Raw genomic sequence first — 19,782 nt, 5'->3', positions numbered from 1 at the left:
ATACCTAATCAGTTAACGCCGCAATTTCGGGCGGGATCTGTTGCGGATGAATGATTTTAACCTGTTTGTGACGACCAAGCTCGCCCTTCTCAATGACGACCTGGCTTTTTGCCACACGGAACTGTTTGCCGAGAAACTTCACCAGATGGCTATTGGCCTGGCCATCTACTGGCGGGGCGGTAATGGCGACTTTAACTTCGTCGCCATGTAAACCCACAATACTGTCACGGCTGGCTTTAGGCTGAATGTAGAGCCGTAAAACCAGACCGTCGTCGCAGGGTGTAACGGCACTCATAGCGCCATCCACAGCCCCGGCAGCAGCATGTTGCCTGTCGCCTGTAACACTTCCGCGATGCCCATGTTAATAACGTAGAGCAGCAGAACCAGAATCATTGGGGAGAAATCTATCCCGCCCATGCCTGGAAGTATGCGACGGATAGGACGCAGCAGCGGATCTGCCAGTTGAATCAGCACGTACTCTACAGGACTGCGGCCCTGGCTGACCCAGCTCATAATCGCCATCACAAGCAGCACCCAGAAAATCAACAGCCCGATAGTCTTCAGGACAATCAGTACGGCGGCGATCCAGATGATCGGCTGGAACGTGACCACCTTAAACAGCACGATTGCTTTGATAAAGCTGAGAACGAGCGCAACTAATGCCGAGGCGCTGTCGATCGGCCCCATCGGGGGAATAATGCGGCGTAACGGCCCAATGATGGGCTGAGTGATTTTCACTATAAACTGCGAGAACGGGTTGTAAAAATCGCAGCGAGACCATTGCATCCACACGCGCAGCAGCAGCGCCATGGTATACAGCTCAATTACCGTTGAGAGCAGGAAGGTCAACGTATTCATGGTGTTCCTTAGTTTTCCTTATTTTTTAGTGTAATCACGAGCACCAAAAATGGCAGTGCCAATGCGCACCATCGTGCTACCCGCCGCGATGGCGGCATCCATATCATCAGACATTCCCAGTGAGAGAGTGTCGATGCCTGGGTAGCGTGTTTTCAACCCGGCAAATGCTACCGCCATTTGCTGTGCAACTTCAAACTGCCTTACATAATCTGACTCTGGAGCCGGAATCGCCATCAGACCACGCAGGGTAATGCGCGGCAGTGCAGCGACTTCAGCGGCTAGTGCATCAAGCTCTGCCAGCGGAATTCCTGACTTACTGTTCTCATCGCTGATATTAATTTGGATCAGTACATTGAGCGGCGGCAGTTCCGCCGGGCGCTGTTCGCTCAGACGGGCAGCGATACGCAGACGGTCGATCGTATGGCACCAGTCAAAGTGCTCGGCGACCAGACGACTTTTGTTGGACTGCAGCGGGCCGATAAAGTGCCACTGCAGATCGTTGACGCCTTTTTCCTGGAAGTAGCGGATTTTATCCACCCCTTCCTGCACATAGTTTTCACCGAAGGCACGCTGCCCTGCGGTAATGGCTTCTTCGATGGCGCTCGCAGGTTTGGTTTTACTGACTGCAAGCAACGTAACTTCTTCTGAAGACCGCCCGCAACGCGTCGCGGCGGCTGAGATTTTGTCCCGGACATGTGCCAGGTTATGCGCGATATCGTTCATTTTCCGAGGATGTTCATATGAATATGGAAGAAATAGTGGCCCTTAGTGTAAAGCATAACGTGTCGGATCTACACCTGTGCAATGCATGGCCTGCGCGCTGGCGCATACGTGGAAAAGTCGAAATCGCACCCTTTACTACGCCTGACGTGGAGAATCTGCTGATGTGCTGGCTCAGTGAGCAACAACAGGTACAGTGGCAGGAACAGGGGCAGATTGATTTTGCTATTGCGCTGGCAGGTTCCCGGCGGCTGCGCGCCAGTGCTTTTGCTCATCAACAGGGAACCTCGCTGGCGCTAAGATTGCTCCCGCTTGATTGCCCACGTTTAGACGATCTCCAGACCCCTGACGTCATACCTGAACTGCTGCGCAGTGAAAATGGGTTAATTCTGGTGACAGGCGCTACCGGTAGCGGTAAATCAACGACCCTGGCGGCGATGGTTGAGTACCTTAATCAGCAAGTTGCGGGGCATATTCTGACGCTGGAAGACCCGATTGAATATCGCTACACCAGCCAGCGTTGTCTTATTCACCAACGGGAGGTGGGCGTACACTGCGCTTCTTTTGCCGCCGGTTTACGCGGCGCGCTGCGTGAAGATCCCGACGTCATTTTGCTGGGCGAACTGCGCGACGCGGAAACCATTCGCCTGGCGTTAACGGCAGCGGAAACCGGGCATCTGGTGCTGGCAACGTTACATACGCGAGGGGCGGCACAGGCCATCGCGCGGCTGGTGGACACCTTTTCGGCAACAGAGAAGGATCCGGTGCGTAACCAGTTAGCAGACAGCCTGCGGGCGGTACTTTCGCAAAAGCTGGAGGAAGATAAGCTGGGAGGACGCGTGGCGCTATTTGAGCTGCTCGTCAACACGCCAGCCGTGGGCAATTTGATTCGTGAAGGGAAAACGCATCAGCTACCCGGCGTAATTCAAACCGGGCAACAGACAGGTATGCAGACATTTGCACAAAGTCAGCAGCAGCGTCAGGCGCAGGGACGGATTTAGTAACCCTGCTCGAAATAGCTTTCGAGGATGACCACGGCAGAAGCGGAATCTACTTTGCCTTTATTCAACGCCCGGTATCCGCCTTGTTCGAACAGGCCGGAGCGGGCCTCGACGGTGCTCAAGCGTTCATCGTGCAGCGTTACGGTTACGCCAAAGCGGCCGTGAATACGGTTAGCGAACTTACGTGCGCGCGCGGTAAGGGGCTGTTCGGTGCCATCCATGTTGAGCGGCAGGCCTACGATAATTTCATCCGGCTGCCACTCTTTCAGCAGGCGTTCAATCAAACTCCAGTCCGGCGTACCGTCCTGCGCTTTAATGGCGGGCAACGGTCTGGCCGTACCGGTAATGCGCTGACCAACAGCAACACCAATACTTTTCGTACCAAAATCAAAAGAGAGTAATGTTCCGCTCATCAGGCATGTCCCGCCACGCCAGGCATGGTCTGAATATCTATCCCGATAAGCTTCGCCGCATCGCGCCAGCGGTCGGCAATCGGCGTTTTGAATAAGATGTTGAGGTCTGCGGGCGCCGTGAGCCAGGCGTTATCCAGTAGCTCTTGTTCCAGTTGACCTTTTTCCCATGATGAATAACCCAGCGCAACCAGCACTTCGGACGGTTGTTCTTGTGTGCCCAGGGTTTCTAGTACATCGCGGGAGGTGGTGATGATGGTGTTATCTGAAATGCGGATACTGGATGCAAAACGTGACGGCGGGGTATGCAGAATAAATCCACGGTCTTCCGCCAGCGGGCCGCCGAGCATCACTGGTTTATCCAGACGAATGGCCGGATCGCGTTCTTCTGGGGTAATCTTCAGCTTTTCCAGAATCCCTTCAATTTGTAAGTTTTCCAGAGGCTTATTAACGATAATCCCCATTGCTCCGTTCTCATTATGTTCACAGATGTACACCACGGAACGGCGGAAAATCGGATCCTGGAGAGCAGGCATGGCAATCAGAAAGTGATGCTGTAAATTCATTGTCAGAGGTTCTGTTTCCTGGTTCAAAAAAGCAACAGAGCCCAGTATGTGGGCAAAGCTCGAAGATGTCACCCTCTGAAGATAGCATTGCCGGATGACGGCTTCGCCTAATCCGGCCTGCGGGGTGCAATTTCAGGCCGGATAAGACGCGATGGCGTCGCTATCCGGCAACGTATTTACTTCTGCAAACGCGCCTCAATGGCATCCATCAGCGTACCGGTAATCGAAACCGGGAACTCCGCTTCGATTTCACGAATACAGGTTGGGCTGGTAACGTTAATTTCCGTCAGACGATCGCCAATGATATCCAGACCGACAAAAATCAAACCTTTCGCTTTCAGCGTTGGCCCAATGCGACGTGCAATTTCCCAGTCGCTGTCGGTCAATGGACGCGGCTCGCCACGACCGCCAGCGGCCAGGTTGCCACGGGTTTCGCCGCCCTGCGGAATACGCGCCAGGCAATAAGGAACGGGGTCGCCATCGACCACCAGGACGCGTTTATCGCCATCTTTAATTGCTGGCAGATAGTTCTGCGCCATGCAGTAGCGGGTACCGTGCTCGGTCAGCGTTTCAGCAATGACGCCAAGGTTCGGGTCGCCTTCCTTCACACGGAAAATAGATGCGCCGCCCATACCATCCAGCGGTTTGAGAATGATGTCGCTGTGTTTTTGCCAGAAGGCTTTCAGCTGCGCTTTGTTACGCGTGACCAGCGTTTCCGGCGTCAGGTCGGCAAACCATGCGGTGAACAGCTTTTCGTTGCAGTCGCGCAGGCTCTGCGGTTTGTTGACGATCAGCGTCCCTTTTTCTTCTGCACGTTCCAGAATATAGGTTGCGTAGATGAACTCGGTATCAAATGGCGGATCCTTACGCATCAGAATAACGTCCAGGTCTGCCAGCGGGAGATCCTGCTCGCTCTTGAACTCATACCATTTGTCGTAGTTCTGCTCTACGCTCAGGGTACGCGTATGGGCGCGGGCTTCACCGTTGATCAGATAAAGATCGGCCATCTCCATATAATGAATTTCGTAACCGCGACGTTGCGCTTCCAGCAGCATAGCGAAGCTGGAATCTTTCTTGATGTTGATGCTTGCGATGGGATCCATCACGATGCCGAGCTTGATCATTTTCTTCTCCGTTTATGCCTTAGCCCAGATCGCCAAAACGCACCTGTAGCGCAGTAATGGCGGTGAGCGCGGTTGTCTCAGTACGCAGAACGCGAGGTCCTAACAGAATATCAGTAAACTGATAACGTGCGGTCATGGCAATTTCATCTGCCGACAACCCGCCTTCCGGGCCAATCAGCAAGCGGATGCGTTCCACCGGCAGCGGCAGCGTATTGATGCTGGCACTGGCGCGCGGATGCAGGTTCAGTTTCAGACCTTCGTCCTGTTCCGCGCACCATGCTTCCAAATCCATTGCCGGGCGAATTTCGGGCACCCGGTTACGACCGCACTGTTCGCAGGCGGCAATGGCGATTTTCTGCCACTGCTGGAGCTTCTTGTTCAGGCGTTCACTGTCCAGTTTAACGCCGCAGCGCTCAGAAAAAAGTGGCGTAATGAGGCTTACACCCAGTTCGATCGATTTCTGGATAGTGAATTCCATTCTTTCACCGCGCGACATCACCTGACCCAGGTGGATGTGCAACGGCGACTCACGATCGTCGAGTTCAGCGTTAAGTACCTTCACGTCCACGCTTTTTTTACTGGCGTGGGTGATTTCAGCGTCGAATACCTGATTGCTGCCATCAAACAGCTGTAGCGCCTGGCCCGGTCCCATACGCAGCACGCGGCCGATATGGTTGGCTGCATCTTCACACAGTGAAATTTGGCTGCCGGAGGTGATTGGCTCAGGGTGATAAATGCGAGGAATGCGCATAGTTAAACATCCGCGTCATGGCCCTGGGCTACGAAAGGCCAGGGCATGGTTAAAAATATTGACGCTAGTGTAGGTTAGCTCTTTTGCGCCTGGCAAGCGCGTTGCACATATGGGTTATGGTTCCCCTGTACCTTTGCAATGCGTTCGTCGCGCTCACACTCCCAGTCGGTGACCGGATATTGCTTATTCCAGGCGTTAAAAAGCTGAGTTTGCTGGCGGGAGAGCGTTAGAGAGTACTGGTCGCGCATGTAAAAATAGGTACGAGCAATGGCACCGCGGGCGCGGGCTGGCGGCTCGGCAACTTTCTCTTTGAAGTCGACCTTCATGGCGCATTGCCCATACTGACCTTCGCCACCGTTCCACTGGCTGTACATGAAGTTAGCGCGATCGCCATTTACCTCACCCACAGCAGGTTGCAGGTTATGCATGTCGCTTTCCATCTTACGATAGACCGGATCTTTGGCGCAGTTTTTACGCCCTCCGTCCTGCCAGCACTGACGCTGATGACCAAATTGCCAGGCGGGGACAACGTGCTCCCATTCAATTCGATTGGCGCGGTTTTCATTTTTTCGCACTTTATAGCCGCAGGATTCAAGGTCAACGACCCCTTTTTTGCCTTGCCAGTTAATTTTACAACCGCAGTAGAAATCGCCCGGCGCATCGGCGTTCACCTTGACGCCTGCTGCTTTTGCCTGAGAAAAACTGTTGATGCCTTCGGCTAAAACCGGGCCTGAAAACGCAGCGGCTAACAGGGCCGCAGCAAAAGAAAAATGACGGTACATCACAAACTCCGTGTCAAAACGAGCCCGCAACGTAGCGAAAGTTATTCCAGTATGCAATCAGTTAGGTCAGAAAAGTTCCTGATAATTCTGAAGATTATTCTGCAACCAGCGGTTCGCCGCAGTGAACACAGCGGTAGGTGGCCTCACCGCGTACAACGCGGTTATGGCGGCGGACGGTCAGTTGGTGCTCCTGACACTTACAGCGGTAAGTAAAGGTCTTGCGCTGCACCGATTGCAGTTCAAACTGATGCGTGCGCCGGGCCGGTACGCCCAGAACGCTTTCCATCATCCATTTCCATTCTTTCCCGTGTGGCGGCACGCGCCCAAAGTGTTTCCACACCAGTAAATGCGCCAGTTCATGGGGCACAACTTCGTTAATGAATGCGTCGACGTTTTCCATCAGCAGGACGGGATTAAGGCGAATTTCATAGGTTTGTAGCCATGCGGTACCTGCGGCGGTGCCGCGCTGTTGGTAAACCAGCTTTGGCTCCGGATATTGGCGTTCGAGCTTGAGATTGGCCTGGGCGAGTTTTTCCCGCAGGCTACGCATAACGGCTTGTTGGATGGCGATAGGGAGACGGGAGGTTTTCATAACGCCAGAGGATAGTGCGACAGGGAAGGGACTGCAAGAGGAAGGCTTCCTCCGCTGGGGAGGAAGCCTTTGGTGATTAGTCGTGTGCGCCAATTTCGCGCAGTTTACGACCCTTCATCAGGTTACGCTCAATGTGTTCCAGAGAGACGTTTTTAGTTTCAGGGATCAGCCACAGAGTCAGGAAGATGAACAGTACGTTCAGGCCGCCGTAGACCCAGAAGGTGTTGGCGCTGCCCAGCGAGTTCAGCATCGTCAGGAAGGTTGCGCCGACGATCATGTTGGCAATCCAGTTGGTTGCAGTAGAGCAGGTGATGCCGAAATCGCGGCCTTTCAGCGGCTGGATTTCAGAGCACAGTACCCAAATCAGCGGACCGGCGCTCATGGCAAAGCCAACGATAAACATCAGCAGCATCAGTACTGCGAAGTATTGTGCGGATGCCGAGTGAATACCCACGTGCATCATTGTACCCAGCACGCCCATACCAACAGCCATCACGATAAAGCCAAGGATCAGCGTAGGCTTGCGGCCCCAACGGTCAACCAGGCCAATGGCGATAAAGGTTGCCAGCACGTTGGTCAGACCGACGATAACAGTCCCCCACATCTGCTCGGTGGTGTTGGTGTAGCCCGCCAGCTCAAAGATTTTCGGTGCGTAATACATGATGACGTTCATCCCGGTGAACTGCTGCATCACCTGTAACAGAACGCCAAGGAATACCGCGCGACGGAAGTTGCTGTTTTCTTTAAACAGCGCCCAGCCGCTCTGCTTCACCTGCAGACTTTCACGGATTTCATCCAGCTCGCGTTTGGCTTCTGCGCTGGTGTCACGCAGACGCAACAGGACGCGTTCAGCATCAACAAAACGACGTTTAGCTGCAAACCAACGTGGGCTGTCCGGCAGGAAGATAACGCCGACCAGAAGCAGCAGGGCAGGGATGATGATTACACCCAGCATCCAGCGCCATGCGCCGCTGTAGCTAAAGGCTGTATCGGAAAGATACGCGCCCAAAATACCGATGGTGATCATCAGCTGATACATGGAGATCATGCTGCCACGAATCTTTTCCGGGGCAATTTCAGACAGGTACAGCGGCGCGGTATAAGACGCAACGCCTACAGCCAGGCCTAGCAGCACGCGGGAAACCAGCAGGACTTCAACGTTTGGCGCAGCGGCGGAGAACAGTGAACCCGCAACAAACAAGATCGCACCGATCATCAGGCTTTTTTTGCGTCCCAGTTTGAAGGAGAGCCAACCGCTGCCGACAGCACCTACCGCCGCACCAAACATCATGGAGCTCACCACCCATTCCTGAGTGTGCGGGGTAATTTGAAACTCGTCGGTGATGAACGGTAAAGCACCGGCAATAACACCGATATCCAGGCCAAAAAGTAATCCAGCCAGGGCTGCCAGAAAGCAGACAAAAAATGTCATGGCTTTGTTGGAACGCCCCGTTTTTTTATTGTCAGGCATGATGCCCTCCGGTTGGGTAGCTAGTTTTGTTGATGTTAAGGGTAGGTGAGTACGGGGTAAAAAAATGCGAATCACATCACATTAGTGTAATCGCTTACACTGTCATTCATGCTGGTTATTGGTTAATTCATTGAAAGTTAACATTATTTATTGGGATTAAATAATGTTGGTCGTCTGAATTTAAGACAATGATGAAATATAATGTAACAGTGATGCAAGTATGCTGGCTAAGAGATGTTAATTCAAGGTAGAGGGAAATATGGTGTGATGTAATCGCTTTCATTTTCATTTAAAGCAATAGTAATCAGCGCGGTTTGGTGATGGATGTGGGAGAGGAAATAGGTATAAAAAAAGACCAGCGCGAGGCTGGTCTTCATAAGCGTTAGTCTGGTTTAAATTACTTCAGACCGGCAGCGTCGCGCAGCAACTGTGCTTTGTCGGTTTTTTCCCATGGGAAATGTTCGCGACCAAAGTGACCGTAAGCAGCGGTTTCTTTGTAAATCGGGTGCAGCAGATCCAGCATCTGAATCAGGCCATACGGGCGCAGGTCGAAGAACTCACGTACCAGCAGGGTCAACTGCTCTGAAGGCACTTTTTCAGTACCGAACGTTTCCACCATGATAGATGTCGGTTCTGCCACGCCGATTGCGTAGGAAACCTGAATCTCACAACGGTCAGCCAGGCCTGCGGCAACGATGTTTTTCGCTACGTAACGGGCTGCATAGGCTGCGGAACGGTCAACTTTAGACGGATCTTTACCAGAGAATGCACCGCCGCCGTGACGCGCCATGCCGCCGTAGGTATCAACGATGATTTTACGACCGGTCAGACCGCAGTCGCCCATCGGGCCGCCGATAACGAAACGACCAGTTGGGTTGATGAAGAATTTGGTCGAAGCGGTCAGCCATTCAGTCGGCAGTACCGGCTTGATGATCTCTTCCATAACGGCTTCTTGCAGCGATTTCTGGTCGATATCTTCAGAGTGCTGAGTAGACAGAACAACCGCATCAATACCGACGATTTTGCCGTCGTCATACTGGAAGGTTACCTGGCTTTTGGCATCCGGACGCAGCCAGGATAAGGTGCCGTTTTTACGCACTTCAGCCTGACGCTGCACCAGACGGTGAGCATAGGTAATAGGTGCTGGCATCAGCACGTCGGTTTCGTTGGTTGCATAACCAAACATCAGGCCCTGGTCGCCTGCGCCCTGTTCCAGCGGATCGGCACGGTCAACACCCTGGTTGATGTCCGGAGACTGTTTACCAATCGCGCTCAGTACCGCGCAAGAGTTGGCGTCAAAGCCCATGTCGGAATGCACATAGCCAATTTCGCGAACCGTGTTACGGGTGATCTCTTCGATATCAACCCATGCGCTGGTGGTGATCTCACCGCCAACTAAAACCATACCGGTTTTGACGTAGGTTTCGCAGGCAACGCGTGCTTTTGGATCCTGTTCCAGGATTGCATCCAGCACAGCATCAGAGATTTGGTCAGCGATTTTGTCAGGATGCCCTTCTGATACGGACTCGGACGTAAAAAGGTGTTTTGCCATATTTAATTTCACCTAAGGAGAATTTGGTTAGCTCAAACTGTCGAGTGGAATAGCCATGTGTAGAAGATTCTACCATGAGTCTGCAGATGACGGACACTGGCAGTCTGAGTGTTAATCGGTATAGATGGATTAACATCTGGACGGCTATTTTAGGACAGTTCTTCGCCTGATTTCCAGCTTTTTTTGATTGAGGTCGCATTGTACTGAAAATGTAACTGGAAATTTTTCCTGACGGTGCTGGCAATGTGCATATTTATCTTTTGCATTTTCGTACTGTTGTCGGTATAAAACGCGGCGCGCGGCTCATACAAAAGCACACGACGTTTTCATCGTGTTGCCACTTCCAGCCGGGTTAAAACTTTAGCTTTGGCTTGTGGGTTCGTTCCGTAAGGAGCAACCGTGGAGGTGATACGAGATAATGAACCGTTGTATTCTGCAGAATCTGTCGCACCGTTCTGGTGTACATATGTCCCCCGCAATCTGCATCTCTGCTTTGCATACCTGTCGATGTTATATACACAAAATCATTTATGCTGCGTCGAGGCGGCAAGTGAATGAGTCCCCTGAACGTACGAGTAGTACGTGACTGGGGCGAATGAGCGTAGCCAACAAAGAGGCTGCATGAAGGATGAAGTGTATACCCATCTCGGCGTATCTCAGGACTCAAGAGCCGGTAACGGTCACTAAGAACTGAACAAGGGCGCTCTTGGTAAACAAGAGTTTTCTCGTGGTTTCGCCGAACCGTCAGCATTAAGTTCGGTTACGTGTTTACATTGATATGAAAAAGAAACCGGTCGCACAGTCGGAGCGTCAGCACTATCTGCTGCAAATTCTGCCTGTATTTGGGTTGTTATCGCGTCTTCGGATTGCGATAGTAGTCAACTGTTTTACACTTGTTAATAAAATTGAGGTTCGCTATGTCTGACGACATTTCTTTGGGTTCGCCTTCGTCAGCAGGCGAACACGGTGTACTACGCTCCATGCAGGAGGTTGCAATGAGTTCCCAGGAAGCCAGCAAGATGCTGCGTACTTACAATATTGCCTGGTGGGGTAATAACTACTACGACGTCAATGAACTGGGTCACATCAGCGTGTGCCCGGATCCGGACGTACCCGAAGCGCGCGTTGACCTTGCTGAGTTGGTGAAAGCCCGTGAAGCGCAGGGCCAGCGTTTGCCTGCATTGTTCTGCTTCCCGCAGATCCTGCAACACCGTCTGCGTTCGATTAACGCCGCGTTTAAACGTGCCCGTGAATCTTACGGTTACAACGGTGACTATTTCCTCGTTTACCCGATCAAGGTCAACCAGCACCGCCGCGTGATTGAATCGCTGATCCACTCCGGCGAACCGCTGGGGCTGGAAGCGGGTTCCAAAGCTGAACTGATGGCCGTTCTGGCTCATGCCGGAATGACCCGTAGCGTGATCGTGTGTAACGGTTATAAAGACCGTGAATATATCCGTCTGGCGCTGATTGGCGAGAAGATGGGCCATAAGGTCTATCTGGTCATCGAGAAGATGTCTGAAATTGCAATCGTGCTGGATGAAGCTGAACGCCTGAATGTCGTTCCGCGTCTGGGCGTGCGTGCGCGTCTGGCGTCGCAGGGCTCTGGCAAGTGGCAGTCCTCCGGCGGGGAAAAATCAAAATTCGGCCTGGCGGCAAACCAGGTGCTGCAGCTTGTCGAAATTCTGCGCGAGCGCGGTCGTCTGGACAGCATTCAGTTGCTGCACTTCCACCTTGGCTCGCAGATGGCGAACATTCGTGATATCGCCACCGGCGTACGTGAATCGGCGCGTTTCTACGTTGAGCTGCACAAGCTTGGCGTCAATATCCAGTGCTTCGACGTGGGCGGTGGTCTGGGCGTGGATTACGAAGGTACCCGTTCGCAGTCTGACTGTTCCGTAAACTACGGCCTGAACGAATACGCTAACAACATCATCTGGGCTATTGGCGACGCCTGTGAAGAACACGGTCTGCCGCATCCGACGGTAATCACCGAGTCTGGCCGCGCGGTTACCGCGCACCATACCGTGCTGGTATCTAACATTATCGGCGTTGAGCGTAGCGAAATTACCGAAGCGACGCCTCCGGCAGACAACGCGCCGCGTTCCCTGCAAAGCATGTGGGAAACCTGGCAAGAGATGCACGAGCCGGGCACGCGCCGTTCGCTGCGTGAATGGCTGCACGACAGCCAGATGGATCTGCACGATATTCACGTTGGTTACTCTTCAGGTACTTTTAGCCTGCAAGAGCGCGCGTGGGCTGAGCAGCTTTATCTGAACATGTGCCATGAAGTGCAGAAACAACTCGACCCGAGCAACCGCGCGCATCGCCCGATTATCGACGAGCTGCAGGAGCGTATGGCGGATAAGATTTACGTCAACTTCTCGCTGTTCCAGTCGATGCCGGATGCGTGGGGGATCGATCAGCTGTTCCCGGTAATGCCGCTGGAAGGACTGAATCAGGTACCTGAGCGCCGCGCGGTGCTGTTGGATATCACCTGTGACTCTGATGGCGCTATCGACCACTACGTTGACGGTGATGGCATTGCGACCACCATGCCGATGCCGGAATATGACCCGGAGAACCCGCCGATGCTGGGCTTCTTTATGGTGGGGGCGTACCAGGAGATCCTCGGCAACATGCACAACCTGTTTGGTGATACCGAAGCGGTTGACGTGTTCGTCTTCCCTGACGGCAGCGTAGAAGTTGAGCTGTCCGACGAAGGGGATACCGTGGCGGATATGCTGCAGTACGTGCAGTTGGATCCGAACACCCTGCTGACGCAGTTCCGTGACCAGGTGAAAAACACCGATCTGGATACCGAGCTGCAGCAACAGTTCCTCGAAGAGTTTGAGGCCGGTCTGTACGGTTATACTTATCTGGAAGATGAGTAACGATAAATGCCTGCTGGCGCTACGCTTACCGGGCCTACGAAAGTAGGCCGGATAAAGCGAAGCCGCATTTGTGGCACTTACTTGAATCCGTACAAAATAACGGCGATAATTTGCCGTAAATATGCAGCTACCAAATCAATCCCTTCCTCGTCGGGCTTAACGACGCGGAGGGGATTTTTTTTCATCGATTTTTAAAGAGGTCAGTACATGAGCACCTTAGGTCATCAATACGACAACTCCCTGGTTTCTAACGCCTTTGGTTTTTTACGTCTGCCGATGAACTTCATGCCATACGACAGCGACGCCGATTGGGTGATCACCGGCGTACCGTTTGATATGGCAACGTCTGGTCGTGCGGGCGGGCGTCATGGTCCGGCGGCGATCCGTCAGGTTTCCACTAACCTGGCGTGGGAGCATAACCGCTTCCCGTGGAACTTCGATATGCGCGAGCGCCTGAACGTGGTGGACTGCGGCGATCTGGTTTATGCCTTCGGTGATGCGCGTGAAATGAGTGAAAAACTGCAGGCTCATGCTGAGAAGCTGCTTTCTGCCGGTAAGCGCATGCTCTCTTTCGGCGGCGACCACTTCGTCACGCTGCCGCTGTTGCGCGCACACGCTAAGCATTTTGGTAAAATGGCGCTGGTGCATTTTGATGCCCACACCGATACCTACGCGAACGGCTGCGAATTCGACCACGGCACCATGTTCTACACTGCGCCGAACGAAGGTCTGATCGATCCGAATCACTCTGTGCAGATTGGTATTCGTACCGAATTCGACAAAGACAACGGCTTTACCGTGCTGGATGCCTGCCAGGTGAACGATCGCGGCGTAGATGACATCATCGCCCAGGTTAAGCAGATTGTTGGCGATATGCCGGTCTACCTGACCTTTGATATCGACTGCCTGGATCCGGCGTTTGCTCCGGGTACCGGTACGCCAGTGATTGGCGGTCTGACGTCTGACCGCGCGATCAAGCTGGTACGTGGTCTGAAAGATCTGAACATCGTCGGGATGGACGTCGTTGAAGTGGCTCCGGCCTACGATCAGTCTGAGATCACCGCGCTGGCGGCGGCTACACTGGCTCTGGAAATGCTGTATATTCAGGCGGCGAAGAAAGGCGAATAAGTTGTTTTGCCGGATGTCGCTAACGCTAATCCGGCCTACAAATTCAGCAACAATGTAGGCCGGATAAGGCGTTCACGCTGCATCCGGCACGATTAACGGTTATTTGATCCCGTCTGCGCTCATGCGATCGCGAATATGTTGCGCACGTTCAGCGGATGCCGGGTGATCGTCAAACATTGAGCTTTGACGTCCAGCTTCCAGTTTGGCCAGTTTCTCAAAGCTGGTGGCTAAACCTGCCGGATTGATTCCGCGTTTGCGCAACAAATCATACGAGTAATCATCCGCCTCGGATTCCTGACGCTGGGAGAACTGCGAGTTCACCAGTTTCTCGCCAAGATCGCCCAGTTGCGACTGCGACAGGCTGCCGACAATGCCGCCAGCGGATGCCGCCGCTGCACGTACGGCGTTGGTACCCAGCGCAACCTGCATACCTTTTTTCACGTGACCCAGCGCGACGTGGCCCATTTCATGGCCGATCACCGCTTCGACTTCGTTGTCGGTCATCATATCCATCAGGCCGCTGTATACGCGGATACAGCCGTTTGCCATGGCAAAGGCATTCACATCTTTCGCCATATAGACTTTGTAGTTCACCGGCTGGCCGTTAATGTTATCGCCAAGCGCGGCGGATATTTTGCCAAGACGCGTTGCGTACTCGCTGCTGGCCGGGGCGATAGTAGCCTTGCTGTCCATATCTTTACAGGCCTGATCGCTCAGCGCTTTTACCTGAGCATCGCTCAGACTGTAGGCCTGAAAAGCCTCCGCGCCAGAAGAAAGCAGTCCGTTGGAGTCCATGTTCTGGCAGCCGGTCAATGCCGCAGCCATGCTCGTAGCAAGCAGTAAAGCGCGAATTTTCATTTTTTCTCTTCCGCACAAAGTCAGGATTATTCTAAAAATTACGTCGTTTGCAGGTGAACCGACGCTCGGCCTAAGTATAAAGAAAAGAACAATACGCGGGCGAGAAGATTGCGCAACTTGCGCGCATGATCCAGAGATTTCTGAAGCGGCAAAAGGATGCTCCATGTACATGACACGCGGCTTGGGTTACATTGTTGGCACTTTTTTCCGGCGTAGCCCAAAACGCGCTGTCGTCAAGTCGTTAAGGGCTCAGCCTTCATTATCCGATCTGGAGTCAAAATGTCCTCACGTAAAGAGCTTGCCAATGCTATTCGTGCGCTGAGCATGGACGCAGTACAGAAAGCCAAATCCGGTCACCCGGGTGCCCCGATGGGTATGGCTGACATTGCCGAAGTCCTGTGGCGTGATTTCCTGAACCACAACCCGACTAACCCGTCCTGGGCTGACCGTGACCGCTTCGTGCTGTCCAACGGCCACGGCTCCATGCTGATTTATAGCCTGCTGCACCTCACCGGCTACGATCTGCCGATGTCCGAGCTGCAGAACTTCCGTCAGCTGCACTCCAAAACTCCGGGTCACCCGGAAGTGGGTTACACCGCGGGTGTTGAAACCACTACAGGTCCTCTGGGTCAGGGCATTGCGAATGCAGTGGGTATGGCTATCGCTGAAAAAACGCTGGCGGCGCAGTTTAACCGTCCAGGTCACGACATCGTTGACCACTTCACCTATGCTTTCATGGGCGACGGCTGCATGATGGAAGGTATCTCTCACGAGGTATGTTCCCTGGCTGGTACGCTGAAGCTGGGTAAACTGGTTGCGTTCTACGATGACAACGGCATCTCTATCGATGGCCACGTTGAAGGCTGGTTCACCGATGACACCGCGAAGCGTTTTGAAGCTTACGGCTGGCATGTGGTTCGTGGTGTTGATGGCCACGATGCTGACGCGATTAAGCGCGCAGTTGAAGAAGCACGCGCAGTAACCGACAAACCGTCCCTGCTGATGTGCAAAACCATCATCGGTTTCGGTTCTCCGAACAAAGCGGGTACTCACGACTCTCACGGTGCACCGCTGGGCGATGCAGAAATCGCACTGACCCGTGAACAGCTGGGCTGGAAATACGCGCCGTTCGAAATCCCGTCTGAAATCTACGCGCAGTGGGATGCGAAAGAAGCCGGTCAGGCAAAAGAAGCTGCATGGAACGAGAAGTTCGCTGCTTATGCGAAAGCCTACCCGCAGGAAGCGGCTGAATTTACCCGTCGTATGAAAGGTGAAATGCCGTCTGACTTCGACGCAAAAGCGAACGAGTTCATTGCTAAGCTGCAGGCTAATCCGGCGAAAATCGCCAGCCGTAAAGCTTCTCAGAACGCGATTGAAGCCTTCGGACCTCTGCTGCCTGAATTCCTCGGCGGATCCGCTGACCTGGCACCGTCTAACCTGACGCTGTGGTCTGGTTCGAAAGCGATTAACGAAGATACTGCCGGTAACTACATCCATTACGGTGTGCGTGAATTCGGTATGACCGCTATCGCGAACGGTATCTCCCTGCACGGTGGTTTCCTGCCGTACACCTCCACCTTCCTGATGTTTGTGGAATATGCCCGTAACGCGGTGCGTATGGCTGCGCTGATGAAACAGCGTCAGGTCATGGTCTACACCCACGACTCCATCGGTCTGGGCGAAGACGGCCCGACTCACCAGCCGGTAGAGCAGGTTGCTTCTCTGCGTGTGACCCCGAACATGAGCACATGGCGTCCGTGTGACCAGGTTGAATCCGCCGTTGCGTGGAAATACGGTGTTGAGCGTCAGGACGGCCCGACCGCGCTGATCCTCTCCCGCCAGAACCTGGCACAGCAGGAGCGTACCGAAGAGCAACTGGCAAACATCGCTCGCGGTGGTTACGTGCTGAAAGACTGCGACGGTCAGCCGGAACTGATCTTCATCGCAACTGGTTCTGAAGTTGAGCTGGCTGTGGCTGCGTGGGACAAACTGACTGCCGAAGGCGTGAAGGCTCGCGTGGTTTCCATGCCGTCTACCGACGCGTTCGACAAACAGGATGCCGCTTACCGTGAGTCTGTGCTGCCGAAAGCGGTTTCCGCTCGCGTTGCAGTGGAAGCAGGTATCGCGGACTACTGGTTCAAATACGTGGGCCTGAACGGCGCAATCGTCGGTATGACCACCTTTGGTGAGTCTGCTCCGGCAGAGCTGCTGTTTGAAGAGTTCGGCTTCACCGTAGACAACGTTGTCGCGAAAGCAAAAGAACTGCTGTAATTTCGATTACAGGTGAAAACGGGTCGCTCAGGCGACCCGTTTTTTTTTGCTTTTCCGGAACGCGCCGCGCGTTGCGCAATCGCACGGCGCAGTCTGCTATCCAGACCGTCTGCGGCATCGTTGAAGGGCTCCGGGACTCGGACCTCGCGCTGGTGATTAGATGTAGGTTAGGGGGCTTTCTGATTTAAATCAGGGTGTGTAACACGACAACGAAATAATTTTGCTACGGTTATTCGTCATTCTGGAATATGGAATAAATTTAGCGTTGAAGGGCGTTAAAATGTGACGCAAGTCAGATAACTGTGTTCTGTTGCTGGACAATCATTCCTTTTATTCCGCGTTTCGCTTATTCTAGCTGAAGCGTTTCAGTCGATTAAATGTTCGACAATTAACCAATTAGTCGCAGTTTGCGACAGGTAAGGTTTCCCTGAGCGATTTGCTGCATTACTCTGTCTGCCACATCGTTTCTGAGAAATCCTTGCAGGAGACCTATGACCGTACGCGTAGCGATTAATGGTTTCGGTCGCATCGGACGCAACGTGGTTCGTGCTTTGTATGAATCCGGGCGTCGGGCGGAAATCACCGTGGTGGCAATCAACGAACTTGCGGATGCTGCAGGCATGGCGCATTTGTTGAAATATGACACCAGCCATGGACGTTTTGCCTGGGATGTTCGTCAGGAACGTGACCAGCTCATCGTTGGCGATGACGCTATCCGCATTCTGCATGAGCGAACACTCGATGCACTTCCATGGCGCGAACTGGGTGTCGACATCGTGCTGGATTGTACGGGGGTCTTCGGCAATCGCGAACACGGCGAGGCGCATATTGCCGCTGGTGCAAAAAAAGTGCTCTTTTCACATCCTGGTAGTCACGACATCGACGCAACCGTTGTGTATGGCGTTAATCAGGATCAGCTGCGCGCTGAGCACCGGATCGTTTCCAACGCTTCCTGCACCACGAATTGCATAATACCCGTCATTAAATTGCTGGATGATGCTTACGGCATTGAGTCTGGTACCGTCACCACGATCCACTCCGCGATGCACGATCAGCAGGTTATTGATGCTTATCATCCTGACCTGCGTCGCACGCGAGCGGCCAGCCAGTCGATTATTCCAGTTGATACCAAACTGGCGGCGGGCATCACGCGAATTTTCCCGCAGTTTAACGATCGTTTTGAAGCGATAGCGGTGCGTGTACCGACCATAAATGTGACGGCGATCGACTTAAGCGTGACGGTGAAAAAACCAGTAAAAGCCAGTGAAGTCAACCAGTTGCTGCAAAAAGCAGCACAAGGTGCATTTCATGGTATAGTTGACTATACGGAATTACCGTTGGTCTCTGTAGATTTTAACCACGACCCGCACAGCGCCATCGTTGATGGTACGCAAACGCGTGTGAGTGGCGCTCACCTGATCAAAACGCTGGTCTGGTGTGATAATGAATGGGGCTTTGCTAACCGTATGCTCGACACTACGTTAGCGATGGCTGCTATTGGTTTCAGGCTCGACGCTTGAGCGTCGACAAAACTTTATGAATCAACGAGAGGATTCACCATGTCTGTAATTAAGATGACCGATCTGGATCTGGCTGGTAAACGCGTTTTTATCCGTGCGGACCTGAACGTACCAGTTAAAGAAGGGAAAGTAACCAGCGATGCGCGTATCCGTGCTTCTCTGCCGACCATCGAACTGGCCCTGAAACAGGGTGCGAAAGTGATGGTAACTTCCCACCTGGGTCGTCCTACCGAAGGCGAGTACAACGAAGAATTCTCTCTGCTGCCGGTTGTTAACTACCTGAAAGACAAACTGTCTGCTCCGGTTCGCCTGGTAAAAGATTACCTGGACGGCGTTGAAGTCGCTGCCGGTGAACTGGTGGTTCTGGAAAACGTTCGCTTCAACAAAGGCGAGAAGAAAGACGACGAAGCACTGTCCAAAAAATATGCTGCGCTGTGCGACGTATTCGTAATGGACGCTTTCGGTACAGCTCACCGTGCACAGGCTTCTACTCACGGTATCGGTAAATTCGCTGATGTAGCTTGCGCAGGTCCGCTGCTGGCTGCTGAGCTGGATGCGCTGGGTAAAGCACTGAAAGAACCTGCTCGTCCGATGGTTGCTATCGTTGGCGGTTCTAAAGTTTCCACCAAACTGACCGTTCTGGATTCTCTGTCAAAAATCGCTGACCAGCTGATCGTTGGCGGTGGTATCGCGAACACCTTCGTTGCCGCTCAAGGCCACAACGTGGGTAAATCCCTGTACGAAGCTGACCTGGTTGACGAAGCTAAGCGTCTGCTGACCACTTGCGACATCCCGGTCCCGACTGACGTTCGCGTAGCGACTGAATTCTCTGAAACTGCACCGGCTACTCTGAAGTCCGTTAGCGATGTGAAAGAAGACGAGCAGATCCTGGACATCGGCGACGCTTCTGCACAGCAGCTGGCTGACATCCTGAAAAATGCTAAAACCATTCTGTGGAACGGCCCGGTTGGCGTGTTCGAATTCCCGAACTTCCGCAAAGGTACTGAAATCGTTGCTAACGCTATCGCAGACAGCGAAGCGTTCTCTATCGCAGGCGGCGGTGACACCCTGGCAGCAATCGACCTGTTCGGCATTGCTGACAAAATCTCCTACATCTCCACTGGCGGCGGCGCTTTCCTCGAATTCGTGGAAGGTAAAGTATTGCCAGCAGTAGCGATGCTCGAAGAGCGCGCTAAAAAGTAAGCATTTAATGGGCAGGGAAACCTGCCCAATTATTAGCGCGCTTTAGAGCGCGCGCCCTTTCCAAGGCCGAAGATACAGGAT

19 protein-coding genes and 1 pseudogene are annotated in these 19,782 nt (G+C 53.3%); 8 read left to right on the top strand and 12 right to left on the bottom strand.

The features are described 5' to 3' along the window. Window positions 1–4: 4 nt before the first annotated feature. The 3 genes from yggU to ACHHZ7_RS05970 are packed head-to-tail and all read right to left on the bottom strand — an operon-like array spanning window position 5 to window position 1,581. The gene (gene yggU / locus ACHHZ7_RS05980; RefSeq protein ID WP_003027101.1) at window positions 5–295 is read right to left on the bottom strand and encodes a DUF167 family protein YggU; all 291 of its coding nucleotides are present in this window, start codon (window positions 293–295) and stop codon (window positions 5–7) included. After that, on the bottom strand, window positions 292–858 hold the full coding sequence (locus tag ACHHZ7_RS05975) for a YggT family protein (protein ID WP_003825417.1): 567 nt from the start codon (window positions 856–858) through the stop codon (window positions 292–294). Before ACHHZ7_RS05975 ends, yggU begins: the two co-directional genes overlap by 4 nt. Window positions 859–876: 18 nt before the next feature. Next, window positions 877–1,581, bottom strand: coding sequence for a YggS family pyridoxal phosphate-dependent enzyme (locus tag ACHHZ7_RS05970; protein WP_057067562.1), 705 nt, complete (start codon window positions 1,579–1,581; stop codon window positions 877–879). A gap of 17 nt (window positions 1,582–1,598) precedes the next feature. On the opposite strand from ACHHZ7_RS05970, the gene ACHHZ7_RS05965 reads away from it, so the two are divergent. Next, window positions 1,599–2,579: a type IV pilus twitching motility protein PilT gene (locus ACHHZ7_RS05965; protein ID WP_192463921.1), complete on the top strand. Its 981-nt coding sequence runs from the start codon at window positions 1,599–1,601 to the stop codon at window positions 2,577–2,579. On the opposite strand, the gene ruvX is transcribed toward ACHHZ7_RS05965, so the two are convergent. The 8 genes from ruvX to metK all read right to left on the bottom strand — a co-directional run bounded on the left by ruvX (window position 2,576) and on the right by metK (window position 9,827). Continuing rightward, window positions 2,576–2,992, bottom strand: coding sequence for a Holliday junction resolvase RuvX (gene ruvX / locus ACHHZ7_RS05960; protein WP_008785771.1), 417 nt, complete (start codon window positions 2,990–2,992; stop codon window positions 2,576–2,578). The genes ACHHZ7_RS05965 and ruvX overlap by 4 nt on opposite strands. Continuing rightward, window positions 2,992–3,555 (bottom strand): YqgE/AlgH family protein, encoded by a 564-nt coding sequence (locus tag ACHHZ7_RS05955; RefSeq protein ID WP_003027086.1) that lies wholly within the window; start codon window positions 3,553–3,555, stop codon window positions 2,992–2,994. Before ACHHZ7_RS05955 ends, ruvX begins: the two co-directional genes overlap by 1 nt. A gap of 176 nt (window positions 3,556–3,731) precedes the next feature. Further along, window positions 3,732–4,679: a glutathione synthase gene (gene gshB, locus ACHHZ7_RS05950; protein ID WP_060683263.1), complete on the bottom strand. Its 948-nt coding sequence runs from the start codon at window positions 4,677–4,679 to the stop codon at window positions 3,732–3,734. A 19-nt stretch (window positions 4,680–4,698) separates the two neighbouring features. Then, window positions 4,699–5,430, bottom strand: a complete 732-nt coding sequence (rsmE, locus tag ACHHZ7_RS05945) for a 16S rRNA (uracil(1498)-N(3))-methyltransferase (protein WP_060683264.1) — start codon at window positions 5,428–5,430, stop codon at window positions 4,699–4,701. A gap of 74 nt (window positions 5,431–5,504) precedes the next feature. Continuing rightward, complete coding sequence (gene endA / locus ACHHZ7_RS05940) at window positions 5,505–6,212, bottom strand: deoxyribonuclease I (protein ID WP_060683265.1); 708 nt, start codon at window positions 6,210–6,212, stop codon at window positions 5,505–5,507. A gap of 94 nt (window positions 6,213–6,306) precedes the next feature. Next, on the bottom strand, window positions 6,307–6,804 hold the full coding sequence (locus ACHHZ7_RS05935) for a SprT family zinc-dependent metalloprotease (protein WP_003825440.1): 498 nt from the start codon (window positions 6,802–6,804) through the stop codon (window positions 6,307–6,309). A gap of 76 nt (window positions 6,805–6,880) precedes the next feature. Continuing rightward, on the bottom strand, window positions 6,881–8,275 hold the full coding sequence (gene galP, locus ACHHZ7_RS05930) for a galactose/proton symporter (protein WP_008785766.1): 1,395 nt from the start codon (window positions 8,273–8,275) through the stop codon (window positions 6,881–6,883). 397 nt (window positions 8,276–8,672) lie between these two features. After that, on the bottom strand, window positions 8,673–9,827 hold the full coding sequence (metK, locus tag ACHHZ7_RS05925; protein ID WP_020996311.1) for a methionine adenosyltransferase: 1,155 nt from the start codon (window positions 9,825–9,827) through the stop codon (window positions 8,673–8,675). Between the two features lie 418 nt (window positions 9,828–10,245). On the opposite strand from metK, the pseudogene ACHHZ7_RS05920 reads away from it, so the two are divergent. The 4 genes and pseudogenes from ACHHZ7_RS05920 to speB all read left to right on the top strand — a co-directional run. Next, a pseudogene (locus tag ACHHZ7_RS05920) lies at window positions 10,246–10,347 on the top strand (hypothetical protein); the annotation flags it as partial. A 258-nt stretch (window positions 10,348–10,605) separates the two neighbouring features. Beyond that, window positions 10,606–10,752, top strand: a complete 147-nt coding sequence (yqgB, locus tag ACHHZ7_RS05915) for an acid stress response protein YqgB (RefSeq protein WP_071692618.1) — start codon at window positions 10,606–10,608, stop codon at window positions 10,750–10,752. Next, window positions 10,745–12,721 carry a biosynthetic arginine decarboxylase gene (gene speA, locus ACHHZ7_RS05910; protein ID WP_020996310.1) on the top strand — a complete coding sequence of 659 codons (1,977 nt, stop codon included), beginning with the start codon at window positions 10,745–10,747 and terminating at the stop codon, window positions 12,719–12,721. Before yqgB ends, speA begins: the two co-directional genes overlap by 8 nt. Window positions 12,722–12,928: 207 nt before the next feature. Then, entirely contained in the window at window positions 12,929–13,849 is a 921-nt protein-coding gene (gene speB / locus ACHHZ7_RS05905) for an agmatinase (protein ID WP_005123314.1), read from the top strand. A 99-nt stretch (window positions 13,850–13,948) separates the two neighbouring features. On the opposite strand, the gene ACHHZ7_RS05900 is transcribed toward speB, so the two are convergent. Beyond that, window positions 13,949–14,707 (bottom strand): M48 family metallopeptidase, encoded by a 759-nt coding sequence (locus ACHHZ7_RS05900; RefSeq protein ID WP_032944921.1) that lies wholly within the window; start codon window positions 14,705–14,707, stop codon window positions 13,949–13,951. Window positions 14,708–14,986: 279 nt separating this feature from the next. Between ACHHZ7_RS05900 and tkt the strand changes: the two genes are divergently transcribed. From tkt to pgk, 3 genes are all read left to right on the top strand, one after another. Continuing rightward, window positions 14,987–16,978 (top strand): transketolase, encoded by a 1,992-nt coding sequence (gene tkt, locus ACHHZ7_RS05895; protein WP_003825453.1) that lies wholly within the window; start codon window positions 14,987–14,989, stop codon window positions 16,976–16,978. Window positions 16,979–17,469: 491 nt separating this feature from the next. Further along, entirely contained in the window at window positions 17,470–18,498 is a 1,029-nt protein-coding gene (epd, locus tag ACHHZ7_RS05890; protein WP_008785759.1) for an erythrose-4-phosphate dehydrogenase, read from the top strand. Between the two features lie 39 nt (window positions 18,499–18,537). After that, a complete protein-coding gene (gene pgk, locus ACHHZ7_RS05885; protein ID WP_003027032.1) occupies window positions 18,538–19,701 on the top strand; it encodes a phosphoglycerate kinase in 1,164 nt (387 codons plus the stop codon). The last annotated feature ends 81 nt before the right edge of the window (window positions 19,702–19,782 follow it).

This window comes from Citrobacter freundii complex sp. 2024EL-00216 (assembly GCF_043945515.1).
GTDB classification, from domain to species: Bacteria; Pseudomonadota; Gammaproteobacteria; order Enterobacterales; family Enterobacteriaceae; genus Citrobacter; species Citrobacter portucalensis.
Note: the sequence above shows the minus strand (reverse complement) of the source record. Positions and strands in the feature narration are given on the sequence as shown.

Coding starts and splice junctions, on each gene's coding strand:
- yggU (WP_003027101.1), bottom strand. CDS start 295: ATGAGTGCCGTTACACCCTGCGACGACGGTCTGGTTTTACGGCTCTAC.
- ACHHZ7_RS05975 (WP_003825417.1), bottom strand. CDS start 858: ATGAATACGTTGACCTTCCTGCTCTCAACGGTAATTGAGCTGTATACC.
- ACHHZ7_RS05970 (WP_057067562.1), bottom strand. CDS start 1,581: ATGAACGATATCGCGCATAACCTGGCACATGTCCGGGACAAAATCTCA.
- ACHHZ7_RS05965 (WP_192463921.1), top strand. CDS start 1,599: ATGAATATGGAAGAAATAGTGGCCCTTAGTGTAAAGCATAACGTGTCG.
- ruvX (WP_008785771.1), bottom strand. CDS start 2,992: ATGAGCGGAACATTACTCTCTTTTGATTTTGGTACGAAAAGTATTGGT.
- ACHHZ7_RS05955 (WP_003027086.1), bottom strand. CDS start 3,555: ATGAATTTACAGCATCACTTTCTGATTGCCATGCCTGCTCTCCAGGAT.
- gshB (WP_060683263.1), bottom strand. CDS start 4,679: ATGATCAAGCTCGGCATCGTGATGGATCCCATCGCAAGCATCAACATC.
- rsmE (WP_060683264.1), bottom strand. CDS start 5,430: ATGCGCATTCCTCGCATTTATCACCCTGAGCCAATCACCTCCGGCAGC.
- endA (WP_060683265.1), bottom strand. CDS start 6,212: ATGTACCGTCATTTTTCTTTTGCTGCGGCCCTGTTAGCCGCTGCGTTT.
- ACHHZ7_RS05935 (WP_003825440.1), bottom strand. CDS start 6,804: ATGAAAACCTCCCGTCTCCCTATCGCCATCCAACAAGCCGTTATGCGT.
- galP (WP_008785766.1), bottom strand. CDS start 8,275: ATGCCTGACAATAAAAAAACGGGGCGTTCCAACAAAGCCATGACATTT.
- metK (WP_020996311.1), bottom strand. CDS start 9,827: ATGGCAAAACACCTTTTTACGTCCGAGTCCGTATCAGAAGGGCATCCT.
- yqgB (WP_071692618.1), top strand. CDS start 10,606: ATGAAAAAGAAACCGGTCGCACAGTCGGAGCGTCAGCACTATCTGCTG.
- speA (WP_020996310.1), top strand. CDS start 10,745: ATGTCTGACGACATTTCTTTGGGTTCGCCTTCGTCAGCAGGCGAACAC.
- speB (WP_005123314.1), top strand. CDS start 12,929: ATGAGCACCTTAGGTCATCAATACGACAACTCCCTGGTTTCTAACGCC.
- ACHHZ7_RS05900 (WP_032944921.1), bottom strand. CDS start 14,707: ATGAAAATTCGCGCTTTACTGCTTGCTACGAGCATGGCTGCGGCATTG.
- tkt (WP_003825453.1), top strand. CDS start 14,987: ATGTCCTCACGTAAAGAGCTTGCCAATGCTATTCGTGCGCTGAGCATG.
- epd (WP_008785759.1), top strand. CDS start 17,470: ATGACCGTACGCGTAGCGATTAATGGTTTCGGTCGCATCGGACGCAAC.
- pgk (WP_003027032.1), top strand. CDS start 18,538: ATGTCTGTAATTAAGATGACCGATCTGGATCTGGCTGGTAAACGCGTT.